The 26,539-nt window shown below is 58.5% G+C and carries 25 protein-coding genes, 3 tRNA genes and 1 pseudogene; 9 read left to right on the forward strand and 20 right to left on the reverse strand.

Translation table 11 applies throughout. From position 1 onward, the window contains the following. Positions 1–158: 158 nt before the first annotated feature. A pseudogene (locus Q0C28_RS17235) lies at positions 159–686 on the forward strand (Glu/Leu/Phe/Val dehydrogenase family protein); the annotation flags it as partial. Positions 687–761: 75 nt separating this feature from the next. Here the strand turns inward: Q0C28_RS17235 and ctlX are convergent. Beyond that, positions 762–1,682, reverse strand: coding sequence for a citrulline utilization hydrolase CtlX (ctlX, locus tag Q0C28_RS17240; RefSeq protein ID WP_293577697.1), 921 nt, complete (start codon positions 1,680–1,682; stop codon positions 762–764). 11 nt (positions 1,683–1,693) lie between these two features. Further along, complete coding sequence (locus Q0C28_RS17245) at positions 1,694–1,951, reverse strand: hypothetical protein (RefSeq protein WP_293577661.1); 258 nt, start codon at positions 1,949–1,951, stop codon at positions 1,694–1,696. Positions 1,952–2,091: 140 nt separating this feature from the next. Between Q0C28_RS17245 and Q0C28_RS17250 the strand changes: the two genes are divergently transcribed. Beyond that, positions 2,092–2,538: an Lrp/AsnC family transcriptional regulator gene (locus Q0C28_RS17250; protein WP_293577663.1), complete on the forward strand. Its 447-nt coding sequence runs from the start codon at positions 2,092–2,094 to the stop codon at positions 2,536–2,538. 15 nt (positions 2,539–2,553) lie between these two features. Here Q0C28_RS17250 and Q0C28_RS17255 read toward each other — a convergent pair whose 3' ends face one another. Beyond that, on the reverse strand, positions 2,554–3,432 hold the full coding sequence (locus tag Q0C28_RS17255; RefSeq protein WP_293577664.1) for an ABC transporter six-transmembrane domain-containing protein: 879 nt from the start codon (positions 3,430–3,432) through the stop codon (positions 2,554–2,556). Positions 3,433–3,733: 301 nt separating this feature from the next. Between Q0C28_RS17255 and Q0C28_RS17260 the strand changes: the two genes are divergently transcribed. After that, entirely contained in the window at positions 3,734–4,315 is a 582-nt protein-coding gene (locus Q0C28_RS17260; RefSeq protein WP_293577666.1) for a histidine phosphatase family protein, read from the forward strand. A gap of 70 nt (positions 4,316–4,385) precedes the next feature. Next, positions 4,386–4,461 (forward strand) — tRNA-Val (locus tag Q0C28_RS17265). A 125-nt stretch (positions 4,462–4,586) separates the two neighbouring features. On the opposite strand, the gene argE is transcribed toward Q0C28_RS17265, so the two are convergent. The 10 genes from argE to Q0C28_RS17315 form a co-directional block, all read right to left on the reverse strand. Then, positions 4,587–5,699 (reverse strand): acetylornithine deacetylase, encoded by a 1,113-nt coding sequence (gene argE, locus Q0C28_RS17270; RefSeq protein WP_293577668.1) that lies wholly within the window; start codon positions 5,697–5,699, stop codon positions 4,587–4,589. A 13-nt stretch (positions 5,700–5,712) separates the two neighbouring features. Next, positions 5,713–7,194, reverse strand: a complete 1,482-nt coding sequence (locus Q0C28_RS17275) for an aldehyde dehydrogenase (protein WP_293577669.1) — start codon at positions 7,192–7,194, stop codon at positions 5,713–5,715. A gap of 8 nt (positions 7,195–7,202) precedes the next feature. Further along, on the reverse strand, positions 7,203–7,877 hold the full coding sequence (locus Q0C28_RS17280) for a DUF1028 domain-containing protein (RefSeq protein WP_293577670.1): 675 nt from the start codon (positions 7,875–7,877) through the stop codon (positions 7,203–7,205). Between the two features lie 7 nt (positions 7,878–7,884). Further along, positions 7,885–8,298, reverse strand: coding sequence for a RidA family protein (locus Q0C28_RS17285; RefSeq protein WP_293577672.1), 414 nt, complete (start codon positions 8,296–8,298; stop codon positions 7,885–7,887). Then, a complete protein-coding gene (locus Q0C28_RS17290) occupies positions 8,298–9,578 on the reverse strand; it encodes an NAD(P)/FAD-dependent oxidoreductase (RefSeq protein WP_293577674.1) in 1,281 nt (426 codons plus the stop codon). The genes Q0C28_RS17285 and Q0C28_RS17290 overlap by 1 nt, the downstream gene beginning before the upstream one ends. A gap of 36 nt (positions 9,579–9,614) precedes the next feature. Continuing rightward, positions 9,615–10,979 (reverse strand): aminotransferase class III-fold pyridoxal phosphate-dependent enzyme, encoded by a 1,365-nt coding sequence (locus Q0C28_RS17295; protein WP_293577676.1) that lies wholly within the window; start codon positions 10,977–10,979, stop codon positions 9,615–9,617. Between the two features lie 118 nt (positions 10,980–11,097). Continuing rightward, complete coding sequence (locus Q0C28_RS17300; RefSeq protein ID WP_293577678.1) at positions 11,098–12,135, reverse strand: extracellular solute-binding protein; 1,038 nt, start codon at positions 12,133–12,135, stop codon at positions 11,098–11,100. A 17-nt stretch (positions 12,136–12,152) separates the two neighbouring features. Next, a complete protein-coding gene (locus Q0C28_RS17305) occupies positions 12,153–12,968 on the reverse strand; it encodes an ABC transporter permease (RefSeq protein ID WP_293577680.1) in 816 nt (271 codons plus the stop codon). A 1-nt stretch (position 12,969) separates the two neighbouring features. Next, positions 12,970–13,899 carry an ABC transporter permease gene (locus Q0C28_RS17310; protein ID WP_293577682.1) on the reverse strand — a complete coding sequence of 310 codons (930 nt, stop codon included), beginning with the start codon at positions 13,897–13,899 and terminating at the stop codon, positions 12,970–12,972. Beyond that, positions 13,899–14,987, reverse strand: coding sequence for an ABC transporter ATP-binding protein (locus tag Q0C28_RS17315; RefSeq protein ID WP_293577683.1), 1,089 nt, complete (start codon positions 14,985–14,987; stop codon positions 13,899–13,901). Before Q0C28_RS17315 ends, Q0C28_RS17310 begins: the two co-directional genes overlap by 1 nt. An 84-nt stretch (positions 14,988–15,071) precedes the next feature. Here Q0C28_RS17315 and Q0C28_RS17320 point away from each other — a divergent pair, with 84 nt between their 5' ends. Continuing rightward, positions 15,072–15,863 (forward strand): helix-turn-helix transcriptional regulator, encoded by a 792-nt coding sequence (locus tag Q0C28_RS17320; protein WP_293577684.1) that lies wholly within the window; start codon positions 15,072–15,074, stop codon positions 15,861–15,863. Positions 15,864–15,889: 26 nt separating this feature from the next. Here Q0C28_RS17320 and Q0C28_RS17325 read toward each other — a convergent pair whose 3' ends face one another. From Q0C28_RS17325 to ugpB, 6 genes are all read right to left on the reverse strand, one after another. Next, positions 15,890–16,801 (reverse strand): HAD hydrolase-like protein, encoded by a 912-nt coding sequence (locus tag Q0C28_RS17325; protein ID WP_293577685.1) that lies wholly within the window; start codon positions 16,799–16,801, stop codon positions 15,890–15,892. Then, positions 16,792–17,763, reverse strand: coding sequence for a glycerophosphodiester phosphodiesterase family protein (locus Q0C28_RS17330; protein WP_293577686.1), 972 nt, complete (start codon positions 17,761–17,763; stop codon positions 16,792–16,794). Before Q0C28_RS17330 ends, Q0C28_RS17325 begins: the two co-directional genes overlap by 10 nt. Then, entirely contained in the window at positions 17,763–18,818 is a 1,056-nt protein-coding gene (locus Q0C28_RS17335; RefSeq protein ID WP_293577688.1) for a sn-glycerol-3-phosphate import ATP-binding protein UgpC, read from the reverse strand. Before Q0C28_RS17335 ends, Q0C28_RS17330 begins: the two co-directional genes overlap by 1 nt. Positions 18,819–18,830: 12 nt before the next feature. After that, positions 18,831–19,682 carry a sn-glycerol-3-phosphate ABC transporter permease UgpE gene (gene ugpE / locus Q0C28_RS17340; protein WP_293577689.1) on the reverse strand — a complete coding sequence of 284 codons (852 nt, stop codon included), beginning with the start codon at positions 19,680–19,682 and terminating at the stop codon, positions 18,831–18,833. Continuing rightward, positions 19,682–20,563, reverse strand: coding sequence for a sn-glycerol-3-phosphate ABC transporter permease UgpA (gene ugpA, locus Q0C28_RS17345; protein ID WP_293577690.1), 882 nt, complete (start codon positions 20,561–20,563; stop codon positions 19,682–19,684). Before ugpA ends, ugpE begins: the two co-directional genes overlap by 1 nt. 73 nt (positions 20,564–20,636) lie before the next feature. After that, positions 20,637–21,938 carry a sn-glycerol-3-phosphate ABC transporter substrate-binding protein UgpB gene (gene ugpB / locus Q0C28_RS17350; RefSeq protein ID WP_293577691.1) on the reverse strand — a complete coding sequence of 434 codons (1,302 nt, stop codon included), beginning with the start codon at positions 21,936–21,938 and terminating at the stop codon, positions 20,637–20,639. Positions 21,939–22,072: 134 nt separating this feature from the next. Here ugpB and Q0C28_RS17355 point away from each other — a divergent pair, with 134 nt between their 5' ends. Both Q0C28_RS17355 and Q0C28_RS17360 read left to right on the forward strand, forming a co-directional pair. After that, entirely contained in the window at positions 22,073–22,987 is a 915-nt protein-coding gene (locus tag Q0C28_RS17355) for a LysR substrate-binding domain-containing protein (protein ID WP_293577693.1), read from the forward strand. A gap of 240 nt (positions 22,988–23,227) precedes the next feature. Beyond that, a complete protein-coding gene (locus Q0C28_RS17360; protein WP_293577694.1) occupies positions 23,228–24,238 on the forward strand; it encodes a GAF domain-containing protein in 1,011 nt (336 codons plus the stop codon). A 70-nt stretch (positions 24,239–24,308) separates the two neighbouring features. Here the strand turns inward: Q0C28_RS17360 and Q0C28_RS17365 are convergent, their stop codons facing one another. Beyond that, the gene (locus Q0C28_RS17365; protein ID WP_293577695.1) at positions 24,309–25,826 is read right to left on the reverse strand and encodes a sensor domain-containing diguanylate cyclase; all 1,518 of its coding nucleotides are present in this window, start codon (positions 25,824–25,826) and stop codon (positions 24,309–24,311) included. Positions 25,827–26,275: 449 nt separating this feature from the next. On the opposite strand from Q0C28_RS17365, the gene Q0C28_RS17370 reads away from it, so the two are divergent. Continuing rightward, positions 26,276–26,352: transfer RNA gene (locus Q0C28_RS17370), tRNA-Asp, on the forward strand. An 81-nt stretch (positions 26,353–26,433) separates the two neighbouring features. Continuing rightward, positions 26,434–26,510, forward strand: a tRNA-Asp gene (locus Q0C28_RS17375). Positions 26,511–26,539: the final 29 nt, after the last annotated feature.

A 26,539-nucleotide genomic window follows, 5' to 3' on the forward strand; every position in this document is an offset into this window, starting at 1 on the left:
CAAAATCACTCCGGAGCAACTCGACCTCTTCGCAACCCTGAACCTGCCAAAACCGGCCTGACAGCCTGTTGTCGTCACACAAACGCCACTTCCGGGTGAAAAATATCAAATACTTACGCGATTAACTGTCGAACTTGGGATCGCTGGATGGCGCGCGCGTGGCAGTGCAGGGGCTTGGTCATGTGGGCTGGTGTTTGTGCGGGTTGCTGCGGGACGCAGGCGCGCAATTGCTGGTCACGGATATCGCCGCTGACACCGTGCAGCGTGCTGTGGATCAGTTTGGGGCTGTGGCTGTGGCACCCGATGCGATCTATGCTGCTGAGGCCGACATTTTTGCGCCCTGCGCCATTGGTGGCATTTTGAACGCCGACACCATCCCGCAGCTGCAGGTTCAGGTGGTGGCAGGGGGTGCCAACAACCAATTGGCCACCGCAGCCGATGCGGCGGCGCTGCATGAGCGCGGTATTCTGTATGCGCCTGATTTTGTGGCCAACGGTGGCGGGATCATCAATGTGGCAACGGAAATCCTGCGTATTTCAGACCGCCAGGGGTTCGTGGACGAGCGGCTGGCAGCCTTGCAGAGCACGCTGACAGCGATTTTTCAGCAAGCCGAGGCGGATAACACCAGCCCCGACGCTGTTGCCATCGCCACCGTATTGGCGAAGATGGCCGATAAAGCCGCATGACACCGGCGTGGGCGGCTGTGCCAGATGTCAGCCGCCCGATGATTTGGCCGTGTCCTGCGTCAGCGCAGACAGGTTTCAGCCACGGCGGGCGAGATGAATGCCCGCGATGGTGCAGCGCACGGAACCGCCTGCCATTTCGATGGTCGGGATGTGCAAGGGCACCAGGGTGGCATGCGTTTCGATGTGGCGGCGTTGCGCGGGTGACAAAACATCATATGCGGTTTGCGACAGCGCCAGAATGGGACCATTCCTGCCCATCAGCTCAATCGCGTTGCCGGCAAAACCGGCGATCTGCGCTTCGCTGAGGTCGATGATATCGCGCCCGGTTTCTGCCAGCCGGGCCATAACCTCGTGGCGGCGGGTGGCGTTCGCTATCATGCTGCTGCCGATCAGGGCAAAACCCGTGCCGATGCACATCAAAACATTGGTGTGATAGATCGGGGTTCCGGTGCTGTCGGCTGCGTCAAACACCATGGGTTCATAGTTGAAATGGGTGCAGAACCGCTCCAGCGCGAAAGGGTTGGTGCGGTCGCTGGCGGCGGCATAAGCGACCCGGTTGATATGATCGAGCACCATCGCGCCGGTGCCCTCCAGAAACAGACCGTCCATTTCCAGCCCGGAATAGTCGATGATGTCCTGCACCCGGTAGCGCGATTTGAGCATCTCCAGAACGTCCGGGCGCCGTTCCAGTCGTCGGTTGGCTGCCTTCATCGGGTAAAGAGCGACATGGCCGCCTGCGTGGGTGGAAAACCAGTTGTTGGGAAACACGCAGTCTGGGGTGGCAGGATCTTCGCCTTCGAACACTTGGACACGGACACCGTGGTGGCGCAGTGTATCCACAGCCTCGCTGTGTTCTGCGTAGGCGCGCTGTGCGTGCTCTGCCGCGTCCTGTTTGGTGAGCGCCGCCACGCTTTGAAACGCATTGTCGGCGGCGGTTTCGGTGTTCACGGTGAAATGATGGGGCCGGATCATCACCACCGCACCGGGGGCTTGCATCGAGGTGCGGATCACAGTGCTGTCTCCGCAATGCGGGCTGAGCCTTGCGCCAGGCCAAACACCGCTGTGCCAAGAACCGCCAGGCCAAAAACCGCCGGGCCAAACACCGCCGGGCCATGAGCTGCTGCGTCATTGCGGGCCGCGATACTGTTCGGCACCGGGGCGATGCCGATCTGATGAGCCACATGATCACCTCCGTTAGAAGGCACATGAGCGCGTGCAGAGGGGCCGGGCGAAGAGGGTGACGGGCAGAGAACTGCGGCAGACATAGGGTCATCCTGTTGTTGAGGTCATTGGATGACAGCAGTGTTCTTCAGGCAGATTGTATTGAAAATACAAAAAATGCTTAGCAATATGAGCGTGATCTGTACAAAATGCATAAGTCAATTGCGCAAACCTTGGGGTCGAAATGAAAAACAGAACCAGCGCCAAGCATATCTTTGACGATTATGACCGCCAGTTGATCGGCCTGTTGCGCAAGGATGGGCGTGCGCCAGTGTCGAAACTGGCCGACATCATGGGGGTTTCGCGGGGCACGGTGCAGACCCGGCTTGATCGATTGTTGGAGTCCGGCGCGCTGCTGGGGTTCACCGCACGGGTGCGCGAGGATTACGAAAGCGATCAGATCCGCGCCATCATGATGATTGAGGTCATGGGCAAAAACACCTCACAGGTGATCCGCAAAATGCGGGGTTTGCCGGAATTGACCCTGATGCACACCACCAGCGGAAAATGGGACCTGATTGCCGAGATCGCGGTGGCCACGCTGCCGGATTTTGACCGGGTGTTGCGCGAGGTGCGCATGATTGACGGTGTCATGAACAGCGAAACCAGCATCCTGTTGTCGAGTGTATGATGTCAGGCGGCATAATCACGCGGGCGTGTTGATCCGCTGCGTGATCTCGCTCAGCCGTGACCAGATCTGCAAGGCCATGGGCAGCGCCAGCGCGGCCTCGACATATTCCCAGGAATACGTGGCGATCGAAAAGATCTTCCCTGCCGTGATGTCAGGCAGTTGCGCGCCGAGGTTGAGATTGAAAATGATGAATGCGATCTGCAACAGAAAGATCCCGCCATAGACCACGGCTTCGGTGTCGGACAAGGCAACCTCCTGTGTCCGCAGGGCGCGCTGATGACGAAAGATACCGCGCGGCTTACCGGTGTGCAGAATCTCGACCTGCAGTTCTTTCTGTGCGTTCAGGGCCGCGTTGACGCGGAAGAACCGGCGGTGAAAACAGCCGTACACCAGCAACATGCCCAAGACGACGAGCGCAGCGGACAGCCCGAGCATATGGTTGAAATAGGCCAGCACAGCAAATGAGACCGTGATTTGGATCGCAGCTGTGATCAGCTCTGGTACATCGGTTTCGAGAAAATCAACCAGCTCGCGCACCATATCGAGCCGCGCGCTTTGTTTTGAGATGGCGATGCGGCGCTGTGATTGCATAAGTGCCGTGCCGACCCGCACGCGGATCAGGCCATAGGCCCGCGTGTCGTAAATCCGGCGCGCAACCGCGATCAGCCCCAGCGCGACCAGCACACCTGCCAGGGCCATGAGTTCCTGTGATTGGCCTGCCAGCAAACCGTCAATTGACCAGCCGATCAGCAGCGGGATCAGGGCGATCATAAGGTTTTCCAACAGAACCAGGACCCATGTCACCGCAATCCGCAGCCAAAAGCGGCGCAGGATCCAGGGCAGGGTGATGTGCTGCGGAATTCTAGGTGGTGGGGCAAGGGGCGGTTTGGGCATATCTTGGTCACGAATCTGAATGAACGTTCGTTCGTAGTTATATGTGTGCTTTTGGCACGTCTGTCAAATCACCGAAACATCCTGATACAGAATGTGGATGCGGCGGCGCCCGGAGAGGGGGGAACTGACCCGTCGATCACGTTCCGGGATCAGGCTGGTCCTGTTGGCCGTTGTTTTTGTGGCGTATTTTTCGGCAAATCCGCCACAGTTGTGATCGGTCTGGCATCGCGCTCCGCAGATACCTTTGGCATAAGCCCGTCATTCCCTAGGGTTGAGCGACTGATTTAGATTGGATTTTAAGATGCGGGATCTTCCGAAAATTTGGTTCTTGCGGCACGGAGAGACGTTCTGGAACGCGGAAAAACGTCTGCAAGGGCGGTTGGAATCCGACCTGACACCCACAGGTCAGGACCAGGCCGCGCAACAGGCCACGCTGATGGCACCGATCCTGACGGCGGAGCGCCCGCCCTGCTTTGCGTCGCCCCTGCGCCGCGCGCAGCAAACCGCACAGATCGCGCTGGGTGACTATGGGTTTGTCACGGACGACAGACTGGCAGAGGTCTCTGCCGGGGTCCTGGAGGGGATGACCCTGGATGAGATTGCGGCGCGCCACAGCGAATTGCGCGAAGCCAATCCACATGCGCTGGATCTGTTCTGCGAAGCCCCCGGTGGCGAAGGCTATGAGGCGTTCCAAGCCCGGGTTCTGTCTGTTCTGGAAGCACTGGAGACGCCAACCGTGTTGGTGGCTCATGGGCTGTGGGGACAAGTGGCACGCGGCATTGTGCGCGGGCTGTCACGGGCAGAGATGGCTGCGTTGCCCAACGGTCAGGGCTGCGTCTATGTGTTGGAAAACGGGGAAGAAACCGTGCTGCAGCGGGCGTAGTCTTTTTTGTCAAAAAACCTGTATTTCACCCTTGCGTCCGCGACCAGCATTGTCTAAACCGCCGCTCAACGGGTCGTTAGCTCAGTTGGTAGAGCGCTTCGTTTACACCGAAGATGTCGGGAGTTCGAGCCTCTCACGACCCACCATTACCCTCCGCTAAAATCGCTTTACCAACGTTCGCCAGCGGACGAAGTGTGGTTCAAACGCGCGTATTTTCCAATGCAAGCGATGGGCGCCGCCTGGGTGCTGCGCGGGGCGGAGTGCCCCGGCGCTAGAGGGTTCGGGTATTGCCAATAAATATCCGGCAGGCTTCCAGTTGCGCCAGCTCGATGCCTTCGTCTGCCTTATGGCCATCCTTCGCCATGGAACCTGGCCCGATCACCACAGAGGGCAGGCCGAGACCGGCAAAAAAACCGGCCTCGGTTCCGAAGGCCACTTTGATCGGGCTCGCGTCGGTGAGAAACGGCAAAAGCGCGCGGATCGCAGGATGGTGCGGATCGGCGTTCAGCCCGGGGTAGGCGCCGGTCTGGGTGATGCTGACCCCGGCAGGGAGCGTTGAGATGGTGCCCGCCAGCAATGCGTCGGGGTCCTCATCGCTCAGATGGCGTATTTCAAAAGCGATTTCAGCATGTTCCGGCACGATGTTCAGCGCGACGCCGCCGCTCATCATGCCAACATGGGCCGTGGCATAGGGAATGGTGTAGCCATCATCGCGCGCGCCGTTTTGCGCCAGTTGGGTCTGAAGATCGCGGAGCGACAAAATCACCTCAGCCGCTGGATGCAGCGCGTTTTGAAAATTCGGGGCGAGGGCGGAATGACCTGCCTCACCTTGGCAGATCGCGCGATAGGAGGCTTTGCCCTTGTGGCCGAGACACAGGCGCATTTCTGTCGGCTCTCCGATGATGGCCAGATCGGGGCGACCGAGGCATGGCAACACGTGGTCGATCATCTGGGGAATGCCGCGGCAGCCGATTTCTTCGTCCCAGGACAGCGCGATCATGAAGGGTTTGGCCGGTGCATTGGATCTGAGGGTCTGCGCCTCTGCCAAAACGCAGGCCAAAAACCCCTTCATATCGGTTGTGCCCCGCCCGATCAGACGGGTGCCGGAGGGCCGCAAGACGAACGGATCCGCTGACCACGACTGGCCTGCCACGGGCACCACATCGCTGTGGGCTGAATATAAAACGCCGCCGTCGCCGGTGCCGAATTTTGCCAGCAGCCCGGCTTTGTCGCCGCAGGGCGCGGTGATGCGGGTCACCTCAAAACCAGCATTGGTCAAAAACGCCTCGACCCAGTTGATCAGGTCGAGGTTGGGGCCGTCTGTCAGGGTCCGAAACCCCACCAGACGTGCCAGGATTTCGGTTATGTCTTGCAGCTCGCGCATTGGTGGCTTGGCCTCAGTATTTGACCCAAATGGTTTTGAGCGCAGTGTATTTGTCAAAGGAATGGATCGACAGATCCCGCCCAAAGCCAGACTGCTTCACCCCGCCAAATGGCGTCATCGGTGACAGCGCGTCCACTGTGTTCACCGACACTGTGCCAACGTTCAACCGATCCGACAAGTCCATGGCGCGGCTCAGATCTGCGGTCCAGATGGAGGCGGCCAGGCCGAACTCCGTATCATTGGCGAGGGCCAGGGCGTCTTCGTCGGTGTCGAAGGTCTGCACTGCCAGGACCGGGCCGAAGATTTCTTCGCGCACGATCCGCGAGTGCGCCGGGACATCGGCAAAGATCGTGGGCTGCACAAAGGCGTCGCTGCTGCCGATGGTGATCCGGTTGCCGCCGGTGACCAGCCGGGCGTCTTCTTTGCCAACAGCCAGATAGGAGGCGACCCGCGTGGCATGCTGGGCATCGACCATGGCCCCCATCGTGGTTTCCGGGTCCAACGGATCGCCCTGTTTGATGGCCTCTGCGCGGGTTTTCAATTTGGCAATGAACACTTCGGCAATGTCTTTTTGGACCAACAGTCGGGAATTGGCAGAACAGACCTCGCCCTGGTTGAAGAAGATGCCGAAGGCCGCCATGTCCGCGGCTTTGTCCAGATCCGCATCGGCAAAGATCAGGTTTGGGCTTTTGCCGCCGGTTTCCAGCCAGACCTGTTTCATGTTGCTTTCGCCTGCGTAGCGTTGAAACAATTTGCCAACCGCGGTGGAGCCGGTGAAGACCAGGCAATCCACATCCGGGTGCCGCCCCAGCGCCTGACCTGCGTCTTCGCCAAAACCTGGCACCACGTTCAACACGCCGTCCGGCAGGCCTGCCTCTTTGGCGAGTTCGGCCAGGAACAGTGCTGACAGGGGCGACTGTTCGGCTGGTTTCAGAACCACGGAGTTCCCGGTTGCCAAAGCGGGCGCCAATTTCCACGTCGCCATGTCGAGCGGGAAGTTCCACGGCACAACAGCACCAACCACGCCCAGTGGCATCCGGCGCACCATTGCCACATCGCGCCCGCCGGTGGGGGCGATTTCGTCATAGAGCTTGTCCACGGCCTCTGCGTGCCACTGAAAGAACATGGCAGAGCCCGGCACGTCGACATTGACGGTTTCCGAAATGGGTTTGCCCATGTCCAGCGTATCGAGCAGCGCCAGCTCGGTCAGGTTGTCCCGGATCAGTTGTGCAAGACGCAGCAGGACCTCTTTGCGTTCGCCCGGGGTTTTGCGCGACCAGCGCCCGTCCTCAAAGGCGGCGCGCGCCGATGCGACGGCGCGGTCAATATCCGCAGCACTACCCCGCGCGACATCGGTCAGTTTCTTGCCAGTGGCCGGGTTGATCGCGGCAAATGTTTCGCCAGAAACAGCAGGCACAAAGGCCCCATCGATCCAGCATTGGTTGCGAAAGCTCAGGCCAGCGGCCTTGGATTGATATTCGTCATAGCTCAGCATAGCTGCTCCTATTCGTCGCCGGGCACGCCATAAGAGGGCGCATCCGTTGGGGTCAAAGCACGGGTGACATAGGCGTCGGCCTGGGGTTTGTAGATGGCCCAGGCCTCAACGATGTTTTGGATTGGGCAGGTTTCGCTCCAGTCGCAGCGCAACTCGGCGTAGGGCCAGTCCTGCTGATCGACCACCAGGAGGCCCGCAGAATGCACAGGTCCCGCTTCGCCGCCTGCGGCAAGACCCGCCATCATGGCCGCGATCAACCGGTCGCCCAGCGTGCCCTCGGCCTGTTCAAATCCAGCGACCATGGCGGCTGGGATCTCGGCACTGGCCAACAGGTTGCCCCCGGCTGCGCAGTTGATTCCGGAGGTGGCGCTCCAGATCCCCAGCGCGTTTTCACCGGAATGGATCGCACTTTGGCCGCGGCCATCGATTGCCAGAACCTGGCGATATTGCGGGAAACCTTCGCTGGCCATAGCGGTTTGCAGCGCTGCTGGCGCGTCGGCACCTTGACGCAGTTGGTCCAGAACAAGCGGGCCGAGGGCAGGGTTGGTGACATTTTGGGTGGCCACGGCGCCAACTCCGGCCTTGGCAAAGGCGCAGCGCGCGGCCACGGCCGGGGAGGACGAGGAGATCGCCACACCGAATTGCCCCGACTGCGCGCAGCGACCAACGATGGAAAAGGTCATGTTGCCGTCACTCCGGGATCACGAAGGTGGCGTCGATTTCAACCAGCCAGTCGGGCCGCGCGAGCGCTGGCACACAGAGCCCGGTGGAGACCGGGTGGATGCCTTTGATATAGCTGCCCATGGTCCGGTAGACGGCCTCGCGGTGGCGCACATCGGTGATGTAGACGACCACTTTGCACAGATGCTCCATCGAACCACCGGCCTCGCCGATCAGCTGCTGAATGTTCTGCATGACCTTATGGGTCTGTTCCACCGGATCATGGCTGTTGATGTTCTGGGCGGTGTCCAGATCCTGTGGGCATTGTCCGCGCAGAAACACGGTGGTGCCGCGGGCGACAACCGCCTGGCACAGATCGTTGTCCAGGTTCTGCTCGGGGTAGGTTTCTGCGGTGTTGAATTTGCGAATGCGGGTGTGGGTCATTATGCGTCCTGCTGCTCGGCCATCAGACGTTTGGCAGCGCCGCGATAGGCCAGGTATCCTTCTTGTTTTGCGATATGATCGACGATGAATTTGGCGTCATGCCAGACGCCCCAGATAAAGGACGAGCCGCGCCGGGACTGCCAGGGCAGGCCGAGAAAGTAGAAATTCGGCTCGGTGGATACGCCGCGTTTGTGGGCGGGGCGGCCTGCGTCGTCCAACGCATCGACATTGAGCCAGCTGTAGTCAAAGCCAAAGCCGGTGGCCCAAATCACCGTTGTGATGCCTTCCTCGGCCAGATCAATGGACCGGATCGGAGTGCTGACACACTCTGGGTCAGGGGCGATGATGCGCGCCTCTGGATCCTCGGGCAGGTCAAGCCGGTTACGCCGCACATAGTCGTCCGCCAGATCGAGTGTGGCGAGATAGTTTTCATCGCCCTCTTTGATGTTCTGCACCAGATTGTCAGCAAAGCTCAGCCGCCCATCGGTGTAGCGCTCGGTCAGGCCCAGCAGGGTCATGCCCTGGCTGGCCAATTCGCGGAAATCAACGGTATAGCCGCCGTCCGCCCCGGTGACCGCGATGGTGGTGTGGGTCGAGGCGGGGGAAGCCTCGGCGTCCCAGAGGTTCAAAACCCCCAACCACCAGACAAAGTCGCGTCCGCGATAGCGGCGTGGTGGGCGGTCGTGCGAGCCGACGGACAGGAACGTCTTGCGCCCCGATTGCATGATTTCCGTCGCGATCTGAACCCCGGAGGATCCGGCACCAACCACCAGCACGTTGCCTTCGGGCAGATCCTGAGGATTGCGATAGCGGATCGAATGCATCTGCGTGATGCCGTCGATCTCTGGCAGGATGGGCGGGATGATCGGGTTTTGAAACGCCCCGGTGGCCGAGATCACATAGCGGCTCTCGATCGTGCCTGCCGATGTTTGCGCCACAAAACCTGCGCCGTCTGATTTGCGGCTCAGATCGGTGACCTGCACCCCTTCGCGGATCGGTGCATCAAACTGTTTGGCGTAGTCGACAAAATACTGTGCGACCTGATCCTTGGGAACAAAGGCGTCATCGTGATGGTTGGTGAATTCCAGGTTGGGGAAACGGTCGTGCCAGGCCGGGCCGTTGGCCACCAGGGAATCCCAGCGGCCGGTGCGCCATTTTTCAGCGATCCGGTCGCGTTCAAGGACCAGATGTTTGATGCCAGCCTTGCTGAGATGTTCGCTGGCGGCCACCCCGGCCTGACCTGCGCCAATCACCAGGACATCGGTCTGTTCAATGGTCATTCGTCTTTCCTTTTCAGATAGAGGGTGTGGGCACGACTACAGCGTGCCCTGAACCTCGGTGATCGCCTCGCGCAGGATGGCTGCGGTCTGGTCGATCAGCTCTTCGGTCATGATCAGGGTGGGCGACAGGATCAGGATGTTGCCAAGTGGACGTGCGATCAGGCCGCGCTGTTGTGCGGCGCGTGCGATGCGCAGTCCGATCTGTTCATCCGGCTCGAACGGTGTTTTGCGCTCTTTGTCTTTGACAAACTCGATCCCCATCATGAAGTGGCTGCCGCGCACCTCTCCGACGATATCCAGATCTGCGAGGCCACGCAGGTTATGCTCGAACCGTTTGCCGGTGGTTTGTACCCGCTGCGGGATGCCCTCGGATTCCATCAGAGCGATATTGGCCAGCGCGGCGGCGGAGGCTGCCGGGTGGCCAGAATAGGTCATGCCGTGCAGGAACATCGCGCCATCGCCGGAAATGACCTCGTGGATTTCATCGCTGATGATGGTGGCCGACAGTGGCTGATACCCGGAGGTCAGGCCCTTGGCAGTGGTGATGATGTCGGGCTGCACGCCAAAGACATCTTTGGAGGCGAAGAAATGCCCCAACCGACCAAAGGAGGTCACGACCTCGTCGGTGATGTATTTGATGTCGTATGCCTGGCAGAGCGCGCCCATTTTGGCGTGGTAGCCTTCGGGCGGGACAATTAATCCACCGGCGCCCTGGATCGGTTCGGCGATGAAACAGGCAATGTTTTCAGCGCCCAGGGTTTCAATGCGGTCCTTGGCATCGGCGAGCAGAACATCCAGAAACTCCGCTTCGCTCATCCCGTCGCCTTCGCGCCAGTGATGTGGGCAGCGCAGGTGATGCACGAGATTTTCGGCCTTGTCCCAACCCTCGGAATAGCCCGGTGTGGTCATTGCCATCGCAAGATAGGTGGAGCCGTGGTAGGCGCCATGGCGGCTGAGCACGAGTTTCTTGTTCGATTTGCCCAAACGATTGTAATAATGGTGCAAAATACGAATGGCGCTGTCGTTGGCAACGGATCCTGAATTGCCGAAATGCACCGCATTCAGATGGCCGGGAGCCAGCTCTGCAATCTTTGCGGCCAGCGCCGCGGCCGTTGGGTGGGTGAAATTGTAGAATGTGGAATAATAGTCCAGCGTGTTGAGCTGATCGTTGATCGCTTCGATGATTTCGCTGCGGCGGTGCCCGACGTTCACGCACCACAGCCCACCGATGCCGTCGATCAGCTGGCTGCCGTCGCCATCGGTGACAAACGCGCCCTCGGCTCCGACAATCACCGTGCGCGCATCATTCTGTTTCAGCGCGTGAAGGTTCGCAAAGGACTGCACAAGATGTGCATCCGCGGTCAGAACGCCATCGGTGGAGCGGTCGATATCCAAAGACATAATGTAGACCTTTCTTTTGTCTTTATGATTGGTGCGCGCGTCGAAAAATTGCGCGCAGCTGCCGAGGGCATTGACGCTGCCGCCAATACCTTGCCCTCGGCACGCAATGGGTGGGGGGTTACTTCTTCACGTTGGTCCAGATCTGGTCGTAAACCGCCTGGGTCTGTTCATCACAGACCTCGATGAATGCAGCAGGGCCCGCTGTGGCCGGTGGGTTGGCTTCGGGCAAAACCGCAAGCGCCTCATCCAGAAGCGGTGTCACGCCGCTGATGCCGGCAGAGTATTGCGTCCAATTGGTCAGCACTGCGATGTTTTCCGGCTCCAGAAGGAAATCCATGAATTTCAACGCGTTGTCGCGGTTGGGCGCCTCTTTGAGCAGCACGACATTGTCCATCCAGGCGATATAGCCCTGCGTCGGATAGGCGTATTCGACATTGGCACCTTCTTCGCGGGCTTTGGCGGAGAAGCCGTTGAAGATCATGCCAGCGGCCGCATCGCCCGACACCAGCACCTCTTTGGCGGTATCAGAGTTGAAGGAGGCCCAATGTCCTTTGGCGCTGTCCAGCATGGCATTCAGCGCCTTCAACTGGTCCCGGTCGGTGGAGCATTGCGGGATGCCAAGGTGCAGGGATGCCAGCGCCATGACTTCGCCCTGACTGTCCAGAACGTTGATCTTGCCGGACAGTTCTGCGGGCGGGTTAAACAGAATATCTGTTGTGTTGATATCGCCGTCATAGGCATCGCGGCTGACGGAAAAGGAGGTCGAGCCCCACTGGTATGGGATCGAATGCTGGCGGTTTGGATCAAACGCCACATCCAGCCATTGGGCTTCGATGTTGCCTTTGTTGGCGAGTTCACCGTCTGCGATGGTGTCCAACAGACCTTCCTGGGCCATGATCTTGACCATGTAGTCGCCGGGCACGGACACGTCATAGGTGCCGATACCGCCCGCTTTCAGCGATGCCAGCATGGATTCGTTTGAATCATACGTGTCCATGACCACTTCGATGCCGGTTTCAGCCGTGAATTTCTCGATCAATTCCTGCGGCATGTATTCAAACCAGTGATACACAACCACTTTGCCATCTGCGCTGCCGGCACTGGCCATGGCGGACAGCAGCGAGGCGAGAGCTGTCGTACGAAATAGCGTTTTCATCCTGTTTCTCCTGTTGGTTATTTTGTGTTGTCTGATTTGCTGACGAAGTAGGACACGGTGACCATCACGATGGATACCGCCAGCAGCATGGTCGAAATCGCCATGATGTTGGGTTTGATGCCCTGTTTGACGGCGCCGAAGATCGCGGTGGGCAGGGTTTCAACACCGGCCCCTTTGACGAAATTTGTGATGATGAAATCATCCAGCGACACGATGAAGGCGAGCAGGAACCCGGAGATAATCCCCGGCGCCATCAGCGGCAGGAGGATTTTCGTGAACGCTTGCCGTTTGGTGGCGTAGAGATCCAGTGCCGCCTGTTCGTAGCTGTCTTCGATCCCCTGCATCCGCGCCGAGATCGGCAGATAGGCGAAGGGAATGCAGAAGGCCGTATGCGCCAGCAGGATCGTCATCAAGCCACGTTCGAACGCGATGGCATTGAAAAAGATGAGCGTGGCAACCGCCGTGACGATTTCAGGCACCATCAGCGGCAGCGAGATCAGACCGAAGGACAGGCCACGCAGTTTGAATTTGCCCGCGCGGATCATGCCGGTCGCGGCCAGGGTGGCAACGGTTGTGGCCACGCTGGCGGCGATAATGGCGATGACAAAGCTGTTCCAGGCCGCGACTTTGAACTTCTCGCTTTCGGGACCAACAAAGACATCCACGTACCAGCGCAGCGACATGCCTTCCCAGATGGTGATCGATTTGGAGGCGTTGAAACTGTAGACCGTGACCACCAGCAGCGGGGCATAGAGGATGACCAGACAGAGCAGCGTCACTGGCAGGAAGCCGGGGTAGGATTTGATGTCAAAGCGACGTTTGGATCCGAACATATCAGTGCGCCTCCTTTTCAGCCCGCGCTTGCTGGCGCGCAAAAATCAGCAGCAAGATCAATACTATGGTCAGCAGGATCATCGAGGCCGCGGCCCCAAACGGCCAGTTGCCAGCGTTGCCTTTGAACTGTTCTTCGATCAGCGAACCGATCATGAAGTTCTTGGCGCCCCCTAGGAGATCCGGGGCAAGAAACGACCCGAGGGAGGGAACAAAGACCAGGATGCAGCCAGCCACCACGCCCGGTTTCACCGCAGGCAGCAGGATGCGGCGCAGCGTTGTGAATTTCGACGCATAGAGATCTGCCGCTGCTTCGCTGAGCGAAAAGTTATAGCGTTCCACCGCGGCATAAATCGGCAGCACCATGAAGGGCAGGTAGGAATAGAACAGGCCCAGCTGCACCGCAAAGTTCGTGTTCACGATGTGGATCGGGGTGTCAATCAGGCCAATGCCAATCAACATGTCATTAAGCGGTCCCTGATCGCGCAGCAGAAACTTCATCGAGACTGTGCGGATCAGCAGATTGACCCAATAGGGGATGGTGATCAGGAAGACCCAGATGGCGCGATTGCGCTCGGGCCGGGTAGCGATGAAATAGGCGGTTGGAAATCCGATCGCGAGGCTCAGCAGTGTGGCGGCGCTGGCCTGCCAGATCGACCGCCAGAAGATCGCGATATAGGTCCATTCGATCTGCGCGGGGTCATCGCCAAAAAGGCCGCGATCAAAAAAGAACTGATCATAGGCCGCGAGGCTGAAGTCCCAGATCACGCCGCCTCTGAATTCCTTGGTCAGGAAGGAATAGATCAGCATCAGGCAGACCGGGATCAGAGAGAGACCCGCAAGGATCAGCCAGGAGGGCAGAAGAAGCCAGGTTCTTGCCTCGCGGTAGGTGTCTGTGGTTGCGCTGCCGCCGCTTGCTGCACCGGCCGCCATCAGTCCACCAGGAGGCGTGCAGCCCCCAGCTCCATGTTGACAAAGACATCGCTGCCCGGTTCAAAAATTCGCTTGTTGCCACGGTCGGAATTCGAGGTGCGGACGATGAAATTCGGCCCATCTGCAAGATCGACAATTGTGGAGATATCGGTTCCGACAAAAATGTTCTCAACCACCTTGCCGCGCAGGCTTGCGGTTTCTTTGGCGGCCTCAGAGATGAACAGACGTTCGGGGCGCAACGACATATGGACCTTGGCGCCAACACCGATGCCCTGCACTTCGTTGCAAGTCAGTTCATGCCCACCGCCCAGATGACAGGTGGCACGGCCATTTTGAATGTCGTCGACCGAGACTTCGAGCAGGTTGGTTTCGCCAATGAAATCAGCGACAAACATGTTGCGTGGCGCTTCATAGATGTCGCGTGGGCTGCCCAGTTGCTGCAATTCACCCGCGGACATAACGGCGATGCGATCTGACATGGTCAGGGCTTCTTCCTGATCGTGGGTCACAAAGATAAAGGTGATGCCGGTCTCGCGCTGCAAATGCTTCAGCTCAATCTGCATCGCCTTGCGCAGCTTCAGATCCAGCGCCGACAGAGGCTCGTCCAGTAGCAGCACCTTGGGTTGCGGCGCCAGCGCTCGGGCCAGTGCTACCCGTTGTTGTTGGCCGCCGGAGAGCTGCGAGGGTTTGCGCTTGGCGAATTGCGACAGCTGCACAAGTTCGAGCATTTCGCCTGCTTTGGCGCGCGCCTCGGACTTGCTGCGCCCCAGCATCTCCAACCCGAAGGCAACGTTGTCCAAGATCGACATATGCGGGAACAGCGCATAGTTCTGAAACACCGTGTTGACCGGCCGTTTGTTGGGGGGCAGGGTCTCGATCTCTTGCCCAAAGAGCTGGATCGCGCCTTCGGTCACATCTTCGAACCCCGCAATCATGCGCAACAATGTGGTCTTGCCGCAGCCCGACGGCCCCAGCAGCGTGAAGAACTCATTGTCATAGATCGACAGCGATATCTCTTTGAGAGCGGTGAAGGTCCCATAGCGCTTGACCGCGCGTTGGACATTGATGGCAATATTGTCTTGGTTCATTTTTCTATTGTCCCATACCCCCTGTTTCGGGCTAATTTATATTGAACCTTGCATCAGGGGGGTATATACCCCCAAGGGGGTATGATGATGTTGTCTCACCAGTCCAGTGAAGCCTATTTGGCGCAGGTCATTGCGGCGCTTGGCAGCCCGGCGTTTGCGCAGAAGCTCTATGATTGGCTTCAGCAGTGTTTTGACATCGACAACTGCACGATCATTGCGTTTTACCAGACGGGTAAGCCGGATGTTTTCTTTAGCCATTCCAGCGTGCGGCAGGTGCATGAACGCATAGAAAGTGATTATCTTGCAGGGGTTTACCGGCTAGATCCGTTCTATGATCTGCACGTCAAACAAGCGCCCGATGGACTGTATCGACTGCGCGACTGCGCGCCTGATCATTTCCACCGTCATGAATATGTCGCGCAGTATTATGGCCGCACCACATTGGTGGATGAAACCTGCTACCACGCCAGTCCCGCAGCTGGGGTTTCGGTGCAGATTTGTCTGGGCCGCGATCACAGTTCTTTGCGCTCTTTTTCCAGCAAAGATCTCCGGTCTGCTGAAGCCATAAGCAGTATCGTTTGCGCACTGGTCAACTTTCAGTGGAAGTCTCTGTCTGCCCGTGATCAGCCGTCGGACGATTCTCTGCTGGAGCATTTGAAAAGCATCTTGCTCACAGAGCGTGGCATTCGTCTGAGCGACCGACAATGCGAGGTCGCCCTGCTGATCCTGCGGGGCCACAGCACGATTTCAATCGCGCTGGTGCTGGATGTCAGCCCCCAGACGGTGAAGGTGTTCCGCAAACAGCTCTACCGCAAATGCGGCATCTCTTCTCAGGCCGAACTGTTCACACTGCTCACCCCCTTCCTGGCCCGCTGACCCGCCCCGAAGCATGGGGAAGGGCGTTAGATGCGGGGCAGGATGTAGGTGGGGGTGATGCGCGCGCGCTGCACGTAGTGGTTGGCGTCTTCACCGGCGTAGACGCCGTCTTGGGTGATCAATGCAGTCTGCCAGCCGACCGCGGCTGCCCCCAGGATATCGGTGTGCAGGGTGTCGCCGCACATGACGATCCTGTCGGGGTGCATGTCGGGCAAACTGGCCGCCAAAAGGTCATAAACGTCGCTGTAGGGCTTGCCAAAAAACCGGACATCCTCGTGACCTTGGTCGATCAGGTGATGGCCGAAAAAGCCGGGTTCAAGCGACAGGCCAGTCTGTCGTGGGGCCACCAGATCCGCGTTGGCGATCAGCACCGGGCGCGGGTTGTCCCGCAGATGGCGGGCCAGCAACGCCTGTTGGTCCATGTCCCATGCGGCGCTGGACAGAAACACAAACCCCTCGACTGCGGCATAATCTGCGCTGGTCTGCCCCAGTCGACGGGTGGGGGCTGTGATGTCGTCCAGCGCATCATCCGGTGCGGCGATGACGCCCCACAAACGGTCATCTACTGCAGTCAGTGTGGCATCTCTGCTGGTGATGATTTCCTCTGCCGACAGCGCCAGACCGAGCGCGTCGAATTTCGCAAGGGTCTGGGCTTTGCCATTGCTGGCGGCGTTGGAGAGGACCCGGATTTGGTAGCCTTTTGCGCGCAATTGTTGCAGCCGTTCGGCGGCACCGTCGATTGGCTGCGTGCCGACGTTTAAGACGCCGAAAGCATCAAACACAAATGCCTCTGCCGCCTCGCTGATATCCAGCAGGGAGGCGACAGCTGTCGGGGTGCGTGCCGACGGTGGCGCAGCCGTCTGGTCATCTGGCCAGGCGGGCAGACGTGGTCGCAGCGCCTCATAGCGCGTAAAGACGCCCTCGGCGGTTAAGCGCATGTCGTTACACAGCTTCTGGCGGCTTCGGGCAGCCAATGTAGCCCCTGTTGCAGCAGCAACCGCTGGGCGCGGCCGGGGTAGTCGGTGCAAATCGCATCCACACCAAGAGTGATCATGCGCTGGATGTCGTCGCTTTCGTTCACGGTCCAGACCATGGTTGTGAGGCCCAGTTCGCGCGCCCGCGCCAGGGATTGTTCTGTCACATCCAGATGGTAGGGGCACCATAGCTGGCCACCGGCGGCAGCGACGCGGTCTGGCAGATCCATCGCGCTGCAGCCCTCCACCGGGTTGACGGCTTTGGATGAATCCTCGCCGATGTCATCGTCGTTTTCCGGCAGTTGGGTGAGAAACGATGTCGGCATGTCCGGCGCGATGCGTTGGCAATCCTCCAACATGGTCCAGTCGAAACTGTGGAGGATCGTGCGTGGTTCCAGGTGCGCGGCGCGGACCTCTGCCACCACGGCTTCGACCAAAGCGGTTCTTGCGGTGCTGTTCTGGACCAGATCCGGATCGGATTTGATTTCGAGAAACAGATGCACATCCTGATGCTCTCGCTGGCGTAGCAGGTCCAAAAGATCCGTCAGCCGAGGAATGGCCACACCTGTCATAAACGACTGGTCAGGGAACCGCTGCCCATAAGCGGTGGTGCCATCAAGCCCGCCTGCATCGAATTCCGACAGCTCAGCATAGGTCAGCTGGGACACTTTGGGCTCTTCACCCTGCAGCCAATGGCCCGTCGCATCACGCACCATGGACCGGGTCAGGCGGTGGTTGTGGGTGATCACAACGACCCCATCACGGGTCGCGGTGACATCCAGTTCCAGCAGTTTCAACCCCGATGTCAGAGCGAATTCAAAGCCTTCGATCGTGTTTTCAGGCAGCACACCGCGCGCACCGCGATGACCGACGAGCCGGATCACACCTGGCGCGGCTGCGCAGGCAGAGAGTTGAGGAAAAGGCATCAGCTGTCCAGACGCTTGCCAGTGTCGGTGTCAAACAGATGGGTCAGATCCGGCGCAATGGAAAAGCGGCGAGTGTTGCCAATACCGTCGTGCGCGTGACCTGGCACACTTGCTGTGATGGCGTGTTCTGTGCCGTCCAAACGACCGTGGATCAGCGTGTTGGCGCCAAGCTGTTCCAGCATGTCGACGTTGATGGCAATCGGCCCGTCGGGATCTGCGGTCAGGTGCTCGGGACGCATCCCAAGCGTTGCGGTGCCGCTGTGACCGGAGGCGACGCTGACCTGGTGTCCTGAAGGGAGGCTGGCCGTACCGGCATCCAGGGTTACGGGCAGGAAATTCATCGCAGGGCTGCCGATGAAACCGGCCACAAACATCGACGCAGGGCGGTCGTACAGCTCAATCGGCGTGCCGAACTGCTCCACATAGCCTCCGTTCAGCACCATCAGCCGGTCGCCGAGTGTCATCGCCTCGACCTGATCGTGGGTCACATAGATGGAGGTGACCCCGAGCCGCTGCTGCAGTTTGCGGATTTCCAGCCGCATTTGGACCCGCAGTTTTGCATCGAGGTTCGATAGGGGTTCGTCAAACAGGAACACCTGCGGATCGCGCACAATCGCGCGCCCCATGGCGACCCGCTGACGTTGCCCGCCGGATAGTTGCCGGGGTTTGCGGTCCAGATATTGTTTGATCTCGAGGATCTCTGCCGCTTCTTCCACGCGGCGGTCGATGTCTGCTTTGGGCAGTTTGCGGATTTTCAGACCATAGGCCATGTTCTGGCGCACGGTCATATGCGGGTAGAGCGCGTAGTTCTGGAACACCATCGCGATGTCGCGTTGCGATGGCTCCAGTTCGTTCACCCGTGTGCCGCCGATAGCGATTTCACCGGAGGTGACGCTTTCCAGTCCGGCGACCATGCGCAGCAATGTGGATTTGCCACAGCCGGAGGGGCCGACGATGACGATGAATTCACCATCCTGAATGTCGCCCTCGATGTGGTGGAGCACTTCGGTTGGACCGTAGGATTTCACCAGGTCTTTGAGTTGAATATCAGCCATTTTTCGGGCGCCTTACTTATCGGTTTCCGTCAAGCCCTGAACAAAGAGCTTTTGCATTGCGATGACCACGAACACCGGCGGGATCATTGCTAGCAGCGCGGTTGTCATGATGATGTTCCACTGCGGGCTTTGTTCGGCCGCTTCCAGCATCTGTTTGATCGACATCACGATGGTGGTCATGGAGGTGTCTGTGGTGATCAGCAGAGGCCAGAGGTATTGGTTCCAGCCGAAGATGAACAGGATCACGAACAGCGCCGCGATATTGGTGCGCGACAGCGGCAACAGGATATCAAAGAAGAACCTGAGCGGCCCTGCGCCATCGATGCGTGCGCTTTCCAGCAGCTCGTCCGGGACCGTCAGGAACACCTGGCGGAACATGAATGTCGCTGTGGCCGAGGCAATCAGCGGGATCGACAAGCCCCAATAGCTGTTCAGCATCCCCAGATTGGCCACCACTTCGAAGGTGGGCAGGATCCGCACCTCCACAGGCAGCATCAGGGTGATGAAGATCATCCAGAAAAAGCCCATGCGGAACGGGAATTTGAAGTAGACGATGGCAAATGCCGACAGGAGCGAAATCACGATTTTGCCGCTGGAGATCAGCAGCGCCATTGCCAGTGAGTTCAGCAGCATCAGCCAGACCGGTGCCTGTTCCGTGCCGCTCAGGCCCGAGCCGAACAGGGTCTGCTGCATGTTGGTCAGGAAATACTCTCCCGGCCACAGCGGCAGCGGCGACTGGTTCATGCGCAGCTCATTATGCGTGGAGGCTACAAAGGTGATCCACACAGGAAATGCAATCGCAAGCACCCCGAGGATCAGCACAAGATGGGTTACAAAGGTGGTGAGTGGGCGGTTTTCGACCATCAGTAGGCCACCTTTCTTTCAACAAAGCGGAACTGGACAACAGTCATCACGATGACCAGCGCCATCAGCACCACGGATTGTGCCGCAGAGCCGCCAAGATCGAGTCCGACAAAGCCGTCGTTGAACACTTTGTAGACCAGGATGGTGGTCGAGGTTCCGGGACCGCCTTGGGTGACGGCGTGAATGATCCCGAAGGTTTCAAAGAAGGCGTAGACCATATTGATCACCAGCAGGAAAAACGTTGTCGGTGAGATCAGCGGGAACACGATCGTCCAGAAACGCCGCGCCGGGCCTGCGCCGTCGATGGCTGCGGCTTCGATGACGGAGTTGGGGATTGATTGCATCGCTGCGAGGTAAAACAAGAAGTTATAGGCAACCTGTTTCCAGGCTGCGGCCAGGATCACCAGCAGCATGGCTTGGTTGCCACTGAGGTAGTGATTCCACGTGATTCCGATGATTTCGAGGAAGTAGGGAAAGATGCCGAGCGTCGGGTTGAACATGAACACCCACAGCGCACCGGCCAGAACAGGCGCAATGGCGTAGGGCCAGATCAGCAGCGTGCGATAGAACATCGCACCGCGCACAACGCGCTGCGCAAATCCCGCGAGGATCAGAGCAAACCCCATCGAAAGCGCGGCGACCAGCACCGAGAATACGGCCGTTCTCTGGAAACTGTCGAGATAGTGGGAATCGGTCATGAGAACTTCGAAGTTCTCAAACCAGACGAATTCTGTGCCCAGTCCAAACGCGTCTTCGATCAGGAATGATTGATACATCGCCTGGCTTGCGGGCCAGATGAAGAAGACCAAAGTGATGGCGATTTGCGGTGCAACCAGCAGATACGGCAGCAGAGAGGTTGGGAAATGCACCCGTTTGAGCATGAAAGGCCCCAGTCAGAAAAATAGCCCTGCCGCCCCCGGAAAGGAGCGGCAGGACGGGAAAGGTCAGAGAGCGTTATTTCGCGGTGCGTTCGAACTTGCGCAGCAGATCGTTGCCGCGCTCAACCGCCGCATCCAATGCATCCTGCGCAGATTTCTCACCACCCCAGAGCGCTTCCATCTCTTCGTTGATGACATCACGGATCTGGACGAAGTTGCCGTAACGCAGACCCCGGCTGTTGGCCGTTGGGGTGTTCAGGCTCAGCTGTTTGATGGCTGTGTCGGTGCCGGGGTTGCTGGTGTAGAACCCTTGCTCTTTCGACAGTTCATAAGCGGCAGTGGTGATCGGCACATAGCCGGTTTCCTGGTGCCACCAGGCCTGCACCTCGGGGGAAGCGAGGTAGGTCATGAACTGCGCGGTGCCCTTGTACTCTTCCTCATCGTGACCCGCGAGCACCCAGAGCGTGGCGCCACCGATGATGGAGTTTTGCGGTGCGTCTGCGACCTTGGTGTCCAGCGGCAGCATGGCCTGACCGAATTCAAACTCTGCCTGGGACGAAATCGAACCGTAGTAGGCTGAGGAGTTCATCCACATGCCGCATTCGCCATTGGTGAACATCGGCAGGCTGTCGCCACGGCGGCCGCCATAGACGAAGAGATTGCCGTCGCCCATGGACGCGATGTCATCCAGACGCGCTGCAACGCTTGCGTTGTTGAAGGTCAGTTCGGTGTCGAACCCGGAGAAGCCGTTCTCTTTGGTGCCGGTGGGCAGGTTATGCCAGGCAGAGAAGTTCTCGATCATCACCCAGGACTGCCAGCCGAAGGAAACGCCACATTTCATGCCGTTGTCGACCAGCTTCTGGGAGGCGGTTTTGACCTCGTCCCATGTGGTCGGAACTTCGGCGCCAGCAGCATCCAGCGCGTCTTTGTTGTACCACAGAACCGGGGTGGAGCTGTTGAATGGCATCGACAGCAATTCGCCTTCGGGTGTTTCGTAATAGGACACAACTGCGGGCAGGAAGGCATCGCCGTCGAACGGCTCGCCTGCGTCGTTCATTAGCTGTTCCACCGGATAGATGGCGCCTTTCGCGGACATCATGGTCGCGGTGCCAACCTCGAAAACCTGCACAATCTGCGGGTGTTCTTTGGCGCGGAATGCGGCGATCGCTGCGGTCATGGTTTCGGTGTAGTTGCCTTTGTAGACGGGTACGATTTTATACGCGTCCTGTGTGGCGTTGAAATCTTCGGCGATTTTGTTGACCCGTTCGCCGTTGGTGCCGCCCATCGCGTGCCACCACTGAATCTCGGTTTGTGCAAATGCGGTGCTGCCAGCAACTGCCATCACGGCGGAGGCGCAGAGCATAGATTTTACGGACATGAGTTTTCTCCCAAGCTTGGCTCTGCTCTAGGTTTTGTCCGAGTAAAAAGATAATTCAAGCAAAAGTTTTTTGACAGTCTTCATAACATGTTGTTATGTTTTTGTGATGTTTGATTGGGCGCAGGGGCAAGCCAGTGAAGTTTAGACTGAGACAACTTGAGGCTTTTCAAGCGGTTGCGCGCAGTGGCTCCATGACGCGGGCTGCAAAGACGCTTGGTGTCTCTCAGCCCGCTGTGAGCCGCCTGTTGTCGGATTTTTCTCAGGCTGTGTCCGTGGATTTGTTCACCCGCAGTGAAGGTGTTTTGGTGCCGACAAGCGAAGCGCGCTACCTTCTGTCGGAGGTGAACCGGGTGCTGGACAGTCTCAAACATCTGGAAGATTTGAACCGGGATCTGTCTGAACGGACGGCGGGACATTTGCGCATCGCCTGTCTTCCCGGGTTCGCAACCATGCATTTGCCACATCTCCTTGCGGATTTTCTTGATCAACGTCCGGGTGTTCGCCTCACCCTGGAGCCCGACCGGCCAGAGCGCATCCTGGATTGGATCATAAGCCATCAATATGACTGTGGTTTGACAGATGAATTTGCGTCCCATCCAGCGGTGGAAACCACAGATGTGCCGATCCGAACCGTTTGTGTTGTTCCCAGAAACAGCGACCTGGCGGAGCGCGATGTCATAACACCAACTGATTTGCGGGATCGCAAATTGATCCACACCCGCCGGGACAGCCCATTTTTCAAACGCCTGACCCGTGCGTTTTCCGAATACGGTGTTGAGATGAACAGCTGGGTCGAGGTGCGCCAATTTGCGACGGCTTGCATTATGGTGAACAAAGGCCACGGGGTGACGATTGTCAGCGCATTGGATGCGGAGGCCTTTCGTCATCAAGACGTCGAGATCAGACCGTTCGAACCGGCTGTGGAACACCGTTTGACCGTCCTGCGGCCGATGTCAGGGAACCGGTCTCTCCTTGCCTTGGACTTTCTGGATATGTTTATGGACAGTCTGGCACCGTTTCGCGTGGGCAGCCCATCATCCCGCTATTAGGGCGGCGACGGGCGTCTTTTTCGGTGAAACTCGCTGATGAAACATGCCTTTTTGCACCTCTTGGCTGTGGGCTGCGAAGTGGTTCAACTGTGGGTATGTGTTTGTGCACAAATAATAGGCAATTATAAGACCCGCGCTTGACCGTTTTGCTGAATGGATAACATGGTCAGATATCCCGCTTCACGATAACTTTACCCTAGCTCGTGCACGATGTGCATTTAGAACAGAGAGATAGTGTACATGCAGCCAGACCGTCCTGACACCCTCCTGTCAGAGCAAGACCAAACGCGCCTGCTGCCTGTTGCCAATGATCTGGAACGGTTGTCTGCCAGCACGGGGCACGAATTTCTGCAGACCTTCGTCAACATCCTGCAAGAGGTGCTGCAGGTCGAAATGATCGCCATCAGCCAACTGCACGTCACTGATATCGAACGTATTCAGGTGAAAGCGGGCTGGCTGGATGGGGAAAGTCTCATCAACTTTGAATACGAAGCCTGCTCGACCCCCTGCATCGAGGCCATCAAGACAGCCAAAATGGTGCTGCTGCATCGGGGGATCCAACAGGCTTATCCCGACGATTTGATGCTGCAGGAAAAAGGGTTGGAGAGCTTCCTGGCCTATCCCGTCTTGAACCAGCATTCCGAAGTGATCGGTCTGGTGCAGCTGGGCTGGAAACATGAAACCTCTCTGGAAGAAGTCGACCAGATTATTGAGACGATTTCGGATTTCAGCGATCGGATTGGCAATGAACTGGAAAATCTCCGTGCCCTGCGGATCCTGAAAGCACTGGCGCGCGGCCCGGAATCACCCTCGCAGGGGGTGTTTCATCTCATCACGCAACAGATCCAGCTGTTGCTTGGGGTGCGTGCGGTGTTTGTGGCTGAGTGCAGCGAACAGGACCCCGCGTTTTTCAACATCCTTGCCTACTGCGAGGATGGCAAATGGCTGGATGACAAAGTTGGCGCGCTGATGTCTTACGAGGGCAAACCCTGCGAGGTGCTCAAGGACCAGCCAACCCGACGGATCCAGAGCGGTCTGCCGGAGCTGTTTGCCGATGATCCACGGTACGGGGAAGGGGGCTTTGACGCTTATCTTGGGATCCGGGTTGAAAACGCTGACAAGGAAATGATCGGCCATATCGTGGCCTTCAATGGCGAACCGATCACGACGCATCAGTTGGAGACGGAATTGCTGTCTGTGCTGCGGGACCGGCTGGGGTTTGAGCTGATGCGCCACCGCGCCCTCAGATGACATTATTGGCCTATGTCGTTTGCTATCCCTAGATGGGCCTGAAGGGCGGGATCGTCCTTCCCCTTGAACGCTACGGGGTGGGGTCTGATCCGGTTTCTTGACCGGCCAGCCGGACGCAGTTGCGACCCGCGGCTTTTGCGGCATAGAGCGCTCGGTCAGCAGCATTCAGCAGATCCTGTGGCAAGGCACCGTGATCCGGGAAGCTCGCAACCCCAATGGATATGGTGACACCGGGCAGTTTACCGCCACTATACTGAACCGTTGTGTCCTCAATCGCGGCGCGCAGTGCTTCTGCCGCGTCGGTTGCGACAGCGCTGCTTGCGCCTGGCAGCAGTACAGAAAACTCTTCGCCCCCGAAACGACAGCAGATCGCCCCGGTGTGGAACACCTCCTGCATCTTGTCGCTGATGGCACGCAGCACCATGTCGCCCGCATCATGGCCGTGGTTGTCGTTGAACGCTTTGAATTTGTCGGCATCGAAACTGAGCAGCGAAAAGGGCGTGTTCTTGCGTGAGGCCATCGATTGTTCGGCGCGCATGGCCTCGAGGAAATAGCGTCGGTTGTAGAGCCGTGTCAGCGGGTCGCGGGTGCTCTGGTCATGCAGTTCGTCACGCAATTTGACGTTGGCGATGGCGAGGCTGATGTGTTCGCCACATTGCAGTGCGAGCTCATAGCCCGCTTTGGCGGTGTCTTTGTCGGTTTGGGGTGGATAGGTGACATGGAGCAGCCCCACTGTGTCACCATGGGCCACAATCGGGATGCAAAGCGCATCATCTACAGTGCGCACCAGCGGATGGTCGGCGACATGGCCACATTCAAAGGTGAAGCCACTTGCATCATATCGGTAGCCACGACCACGGCGCAGGGCCCAGCAGCTGTCTGGCGCGATATGTTCGTGTAGATGCGCGCCACCCCAACAGCAGGCCCCATCCAGCACGTCGCGGGAGTTGGAATAGATATAGAGTTCGCCCTGTGTCAGCGGCAGGGCCTTGGACATGAATTTTTCAACCACAACAAACAACTCGTCCAGCGATTTGCAGCACTGCAGCCATTCATCCAGATCCGCAAGCGCCCGCACCTCGGCGCGCCAGGACTGTTCTTTGGCCAACATGTCCTTGGCGCGTTGTTCTGCGGCTTCGGCCACCTGCTTTGCGGCGGCCAGATCTGCCGCATCCTGACGAAACTGGGTGATATCGGTGAAGGTGACGACATATCCGCCGTCCTTCAAGGGGCGGGCAAAGGATGAAATCACCTTGCCAGAGGCCATGTTGCGGTCGAAGTGAAACGGTTGGCCGGATTGGAACAGGCGCTGGACTTCGTCTTTGCGCTCTGCCGAAATGACGCCCTGGTTAACGGAATGGGTCAGGAACGCCTCGCGCCCCATACCAACGCGCAGATCCTGCGGCCCCAATTCAAGCACCTGGAAAATCCGCTCATTGTGCAGCGTGCAGATGCCATCAGGCGACCAGACCAGGATACCCTGTTCCATCTGGTTCAGGACATCCACCATCTGGGCCTGCAGATCCTGCTCTGCGGTGCCGTTTGCTGTGGCGTGTTGTTCAAATGCGTTTGGGGTCTCAATAACCATTGTTTACTCCGATCCACCGTCTGCAGGGTAAAGCGGAACCTTGACCAAGAGTTAAACAATCGCCGTTTAAGTCCCTAAAATGAGATTGAATTTCTATTTGAGCAGGCTGGGGGAGAAGCTGCGCGAGAAGTTAGACGTCGCAAACCGTGGCACGAAACACCTGCGTGATGTGTGTGCCTGCATCTTTGGGTGACGCTCGGGACGCCCGTCTACTGCGCCGGGAAGCGTGCGGAGGGGCGGCCCCTCTTTGAAGAGCAGGGCGAGAAGGCCGTTCTGTCCTGATTGGCCCATCAGGAATTCCGAAAAAACAATGGCTTGGTGTGCAATTCTCATGCCGCAGCGATTTTTTTCGTAGAAACGATAGAAAATCCCAAAACACCGCTTGACGATACCCGAGCGCTGGGAATATTACAGCCCAACGTTCAGCAGCGATGCTGATCGGGCAGCGAGCGGTTGTAGCTCAGTTGGTTAGAGTACCGGCCTGTCACGCCGGGGGTCGCGGGTTCGAGCCCCGTCAACCGCGCCACTTTCATATCCCTGGATTTCAGGGCCGTCCCGGAGGGAACCAACCCAGGCCAGTTGGCCTGGAACGCCGAAAGGCCCATGCGCGGTTGTAGCTCAGTTGGTTAGAGTACCGGCCTGTCACGCCGGGGGTCGCGGGTTCGAGCCCCGTCAACCGCGCCACTTTCTCTTAGATTTTGGATGAACGCAGC

The organism is Phaeobacter sp. (genome assembly GCF_022825805.1).
Classification (GTDB): domain Bacteria; phylum Pseudomonadota; class Alphaproteobacteria; order Rhodobacterales; family Rhodobacteraceae; genus Phaeobacter.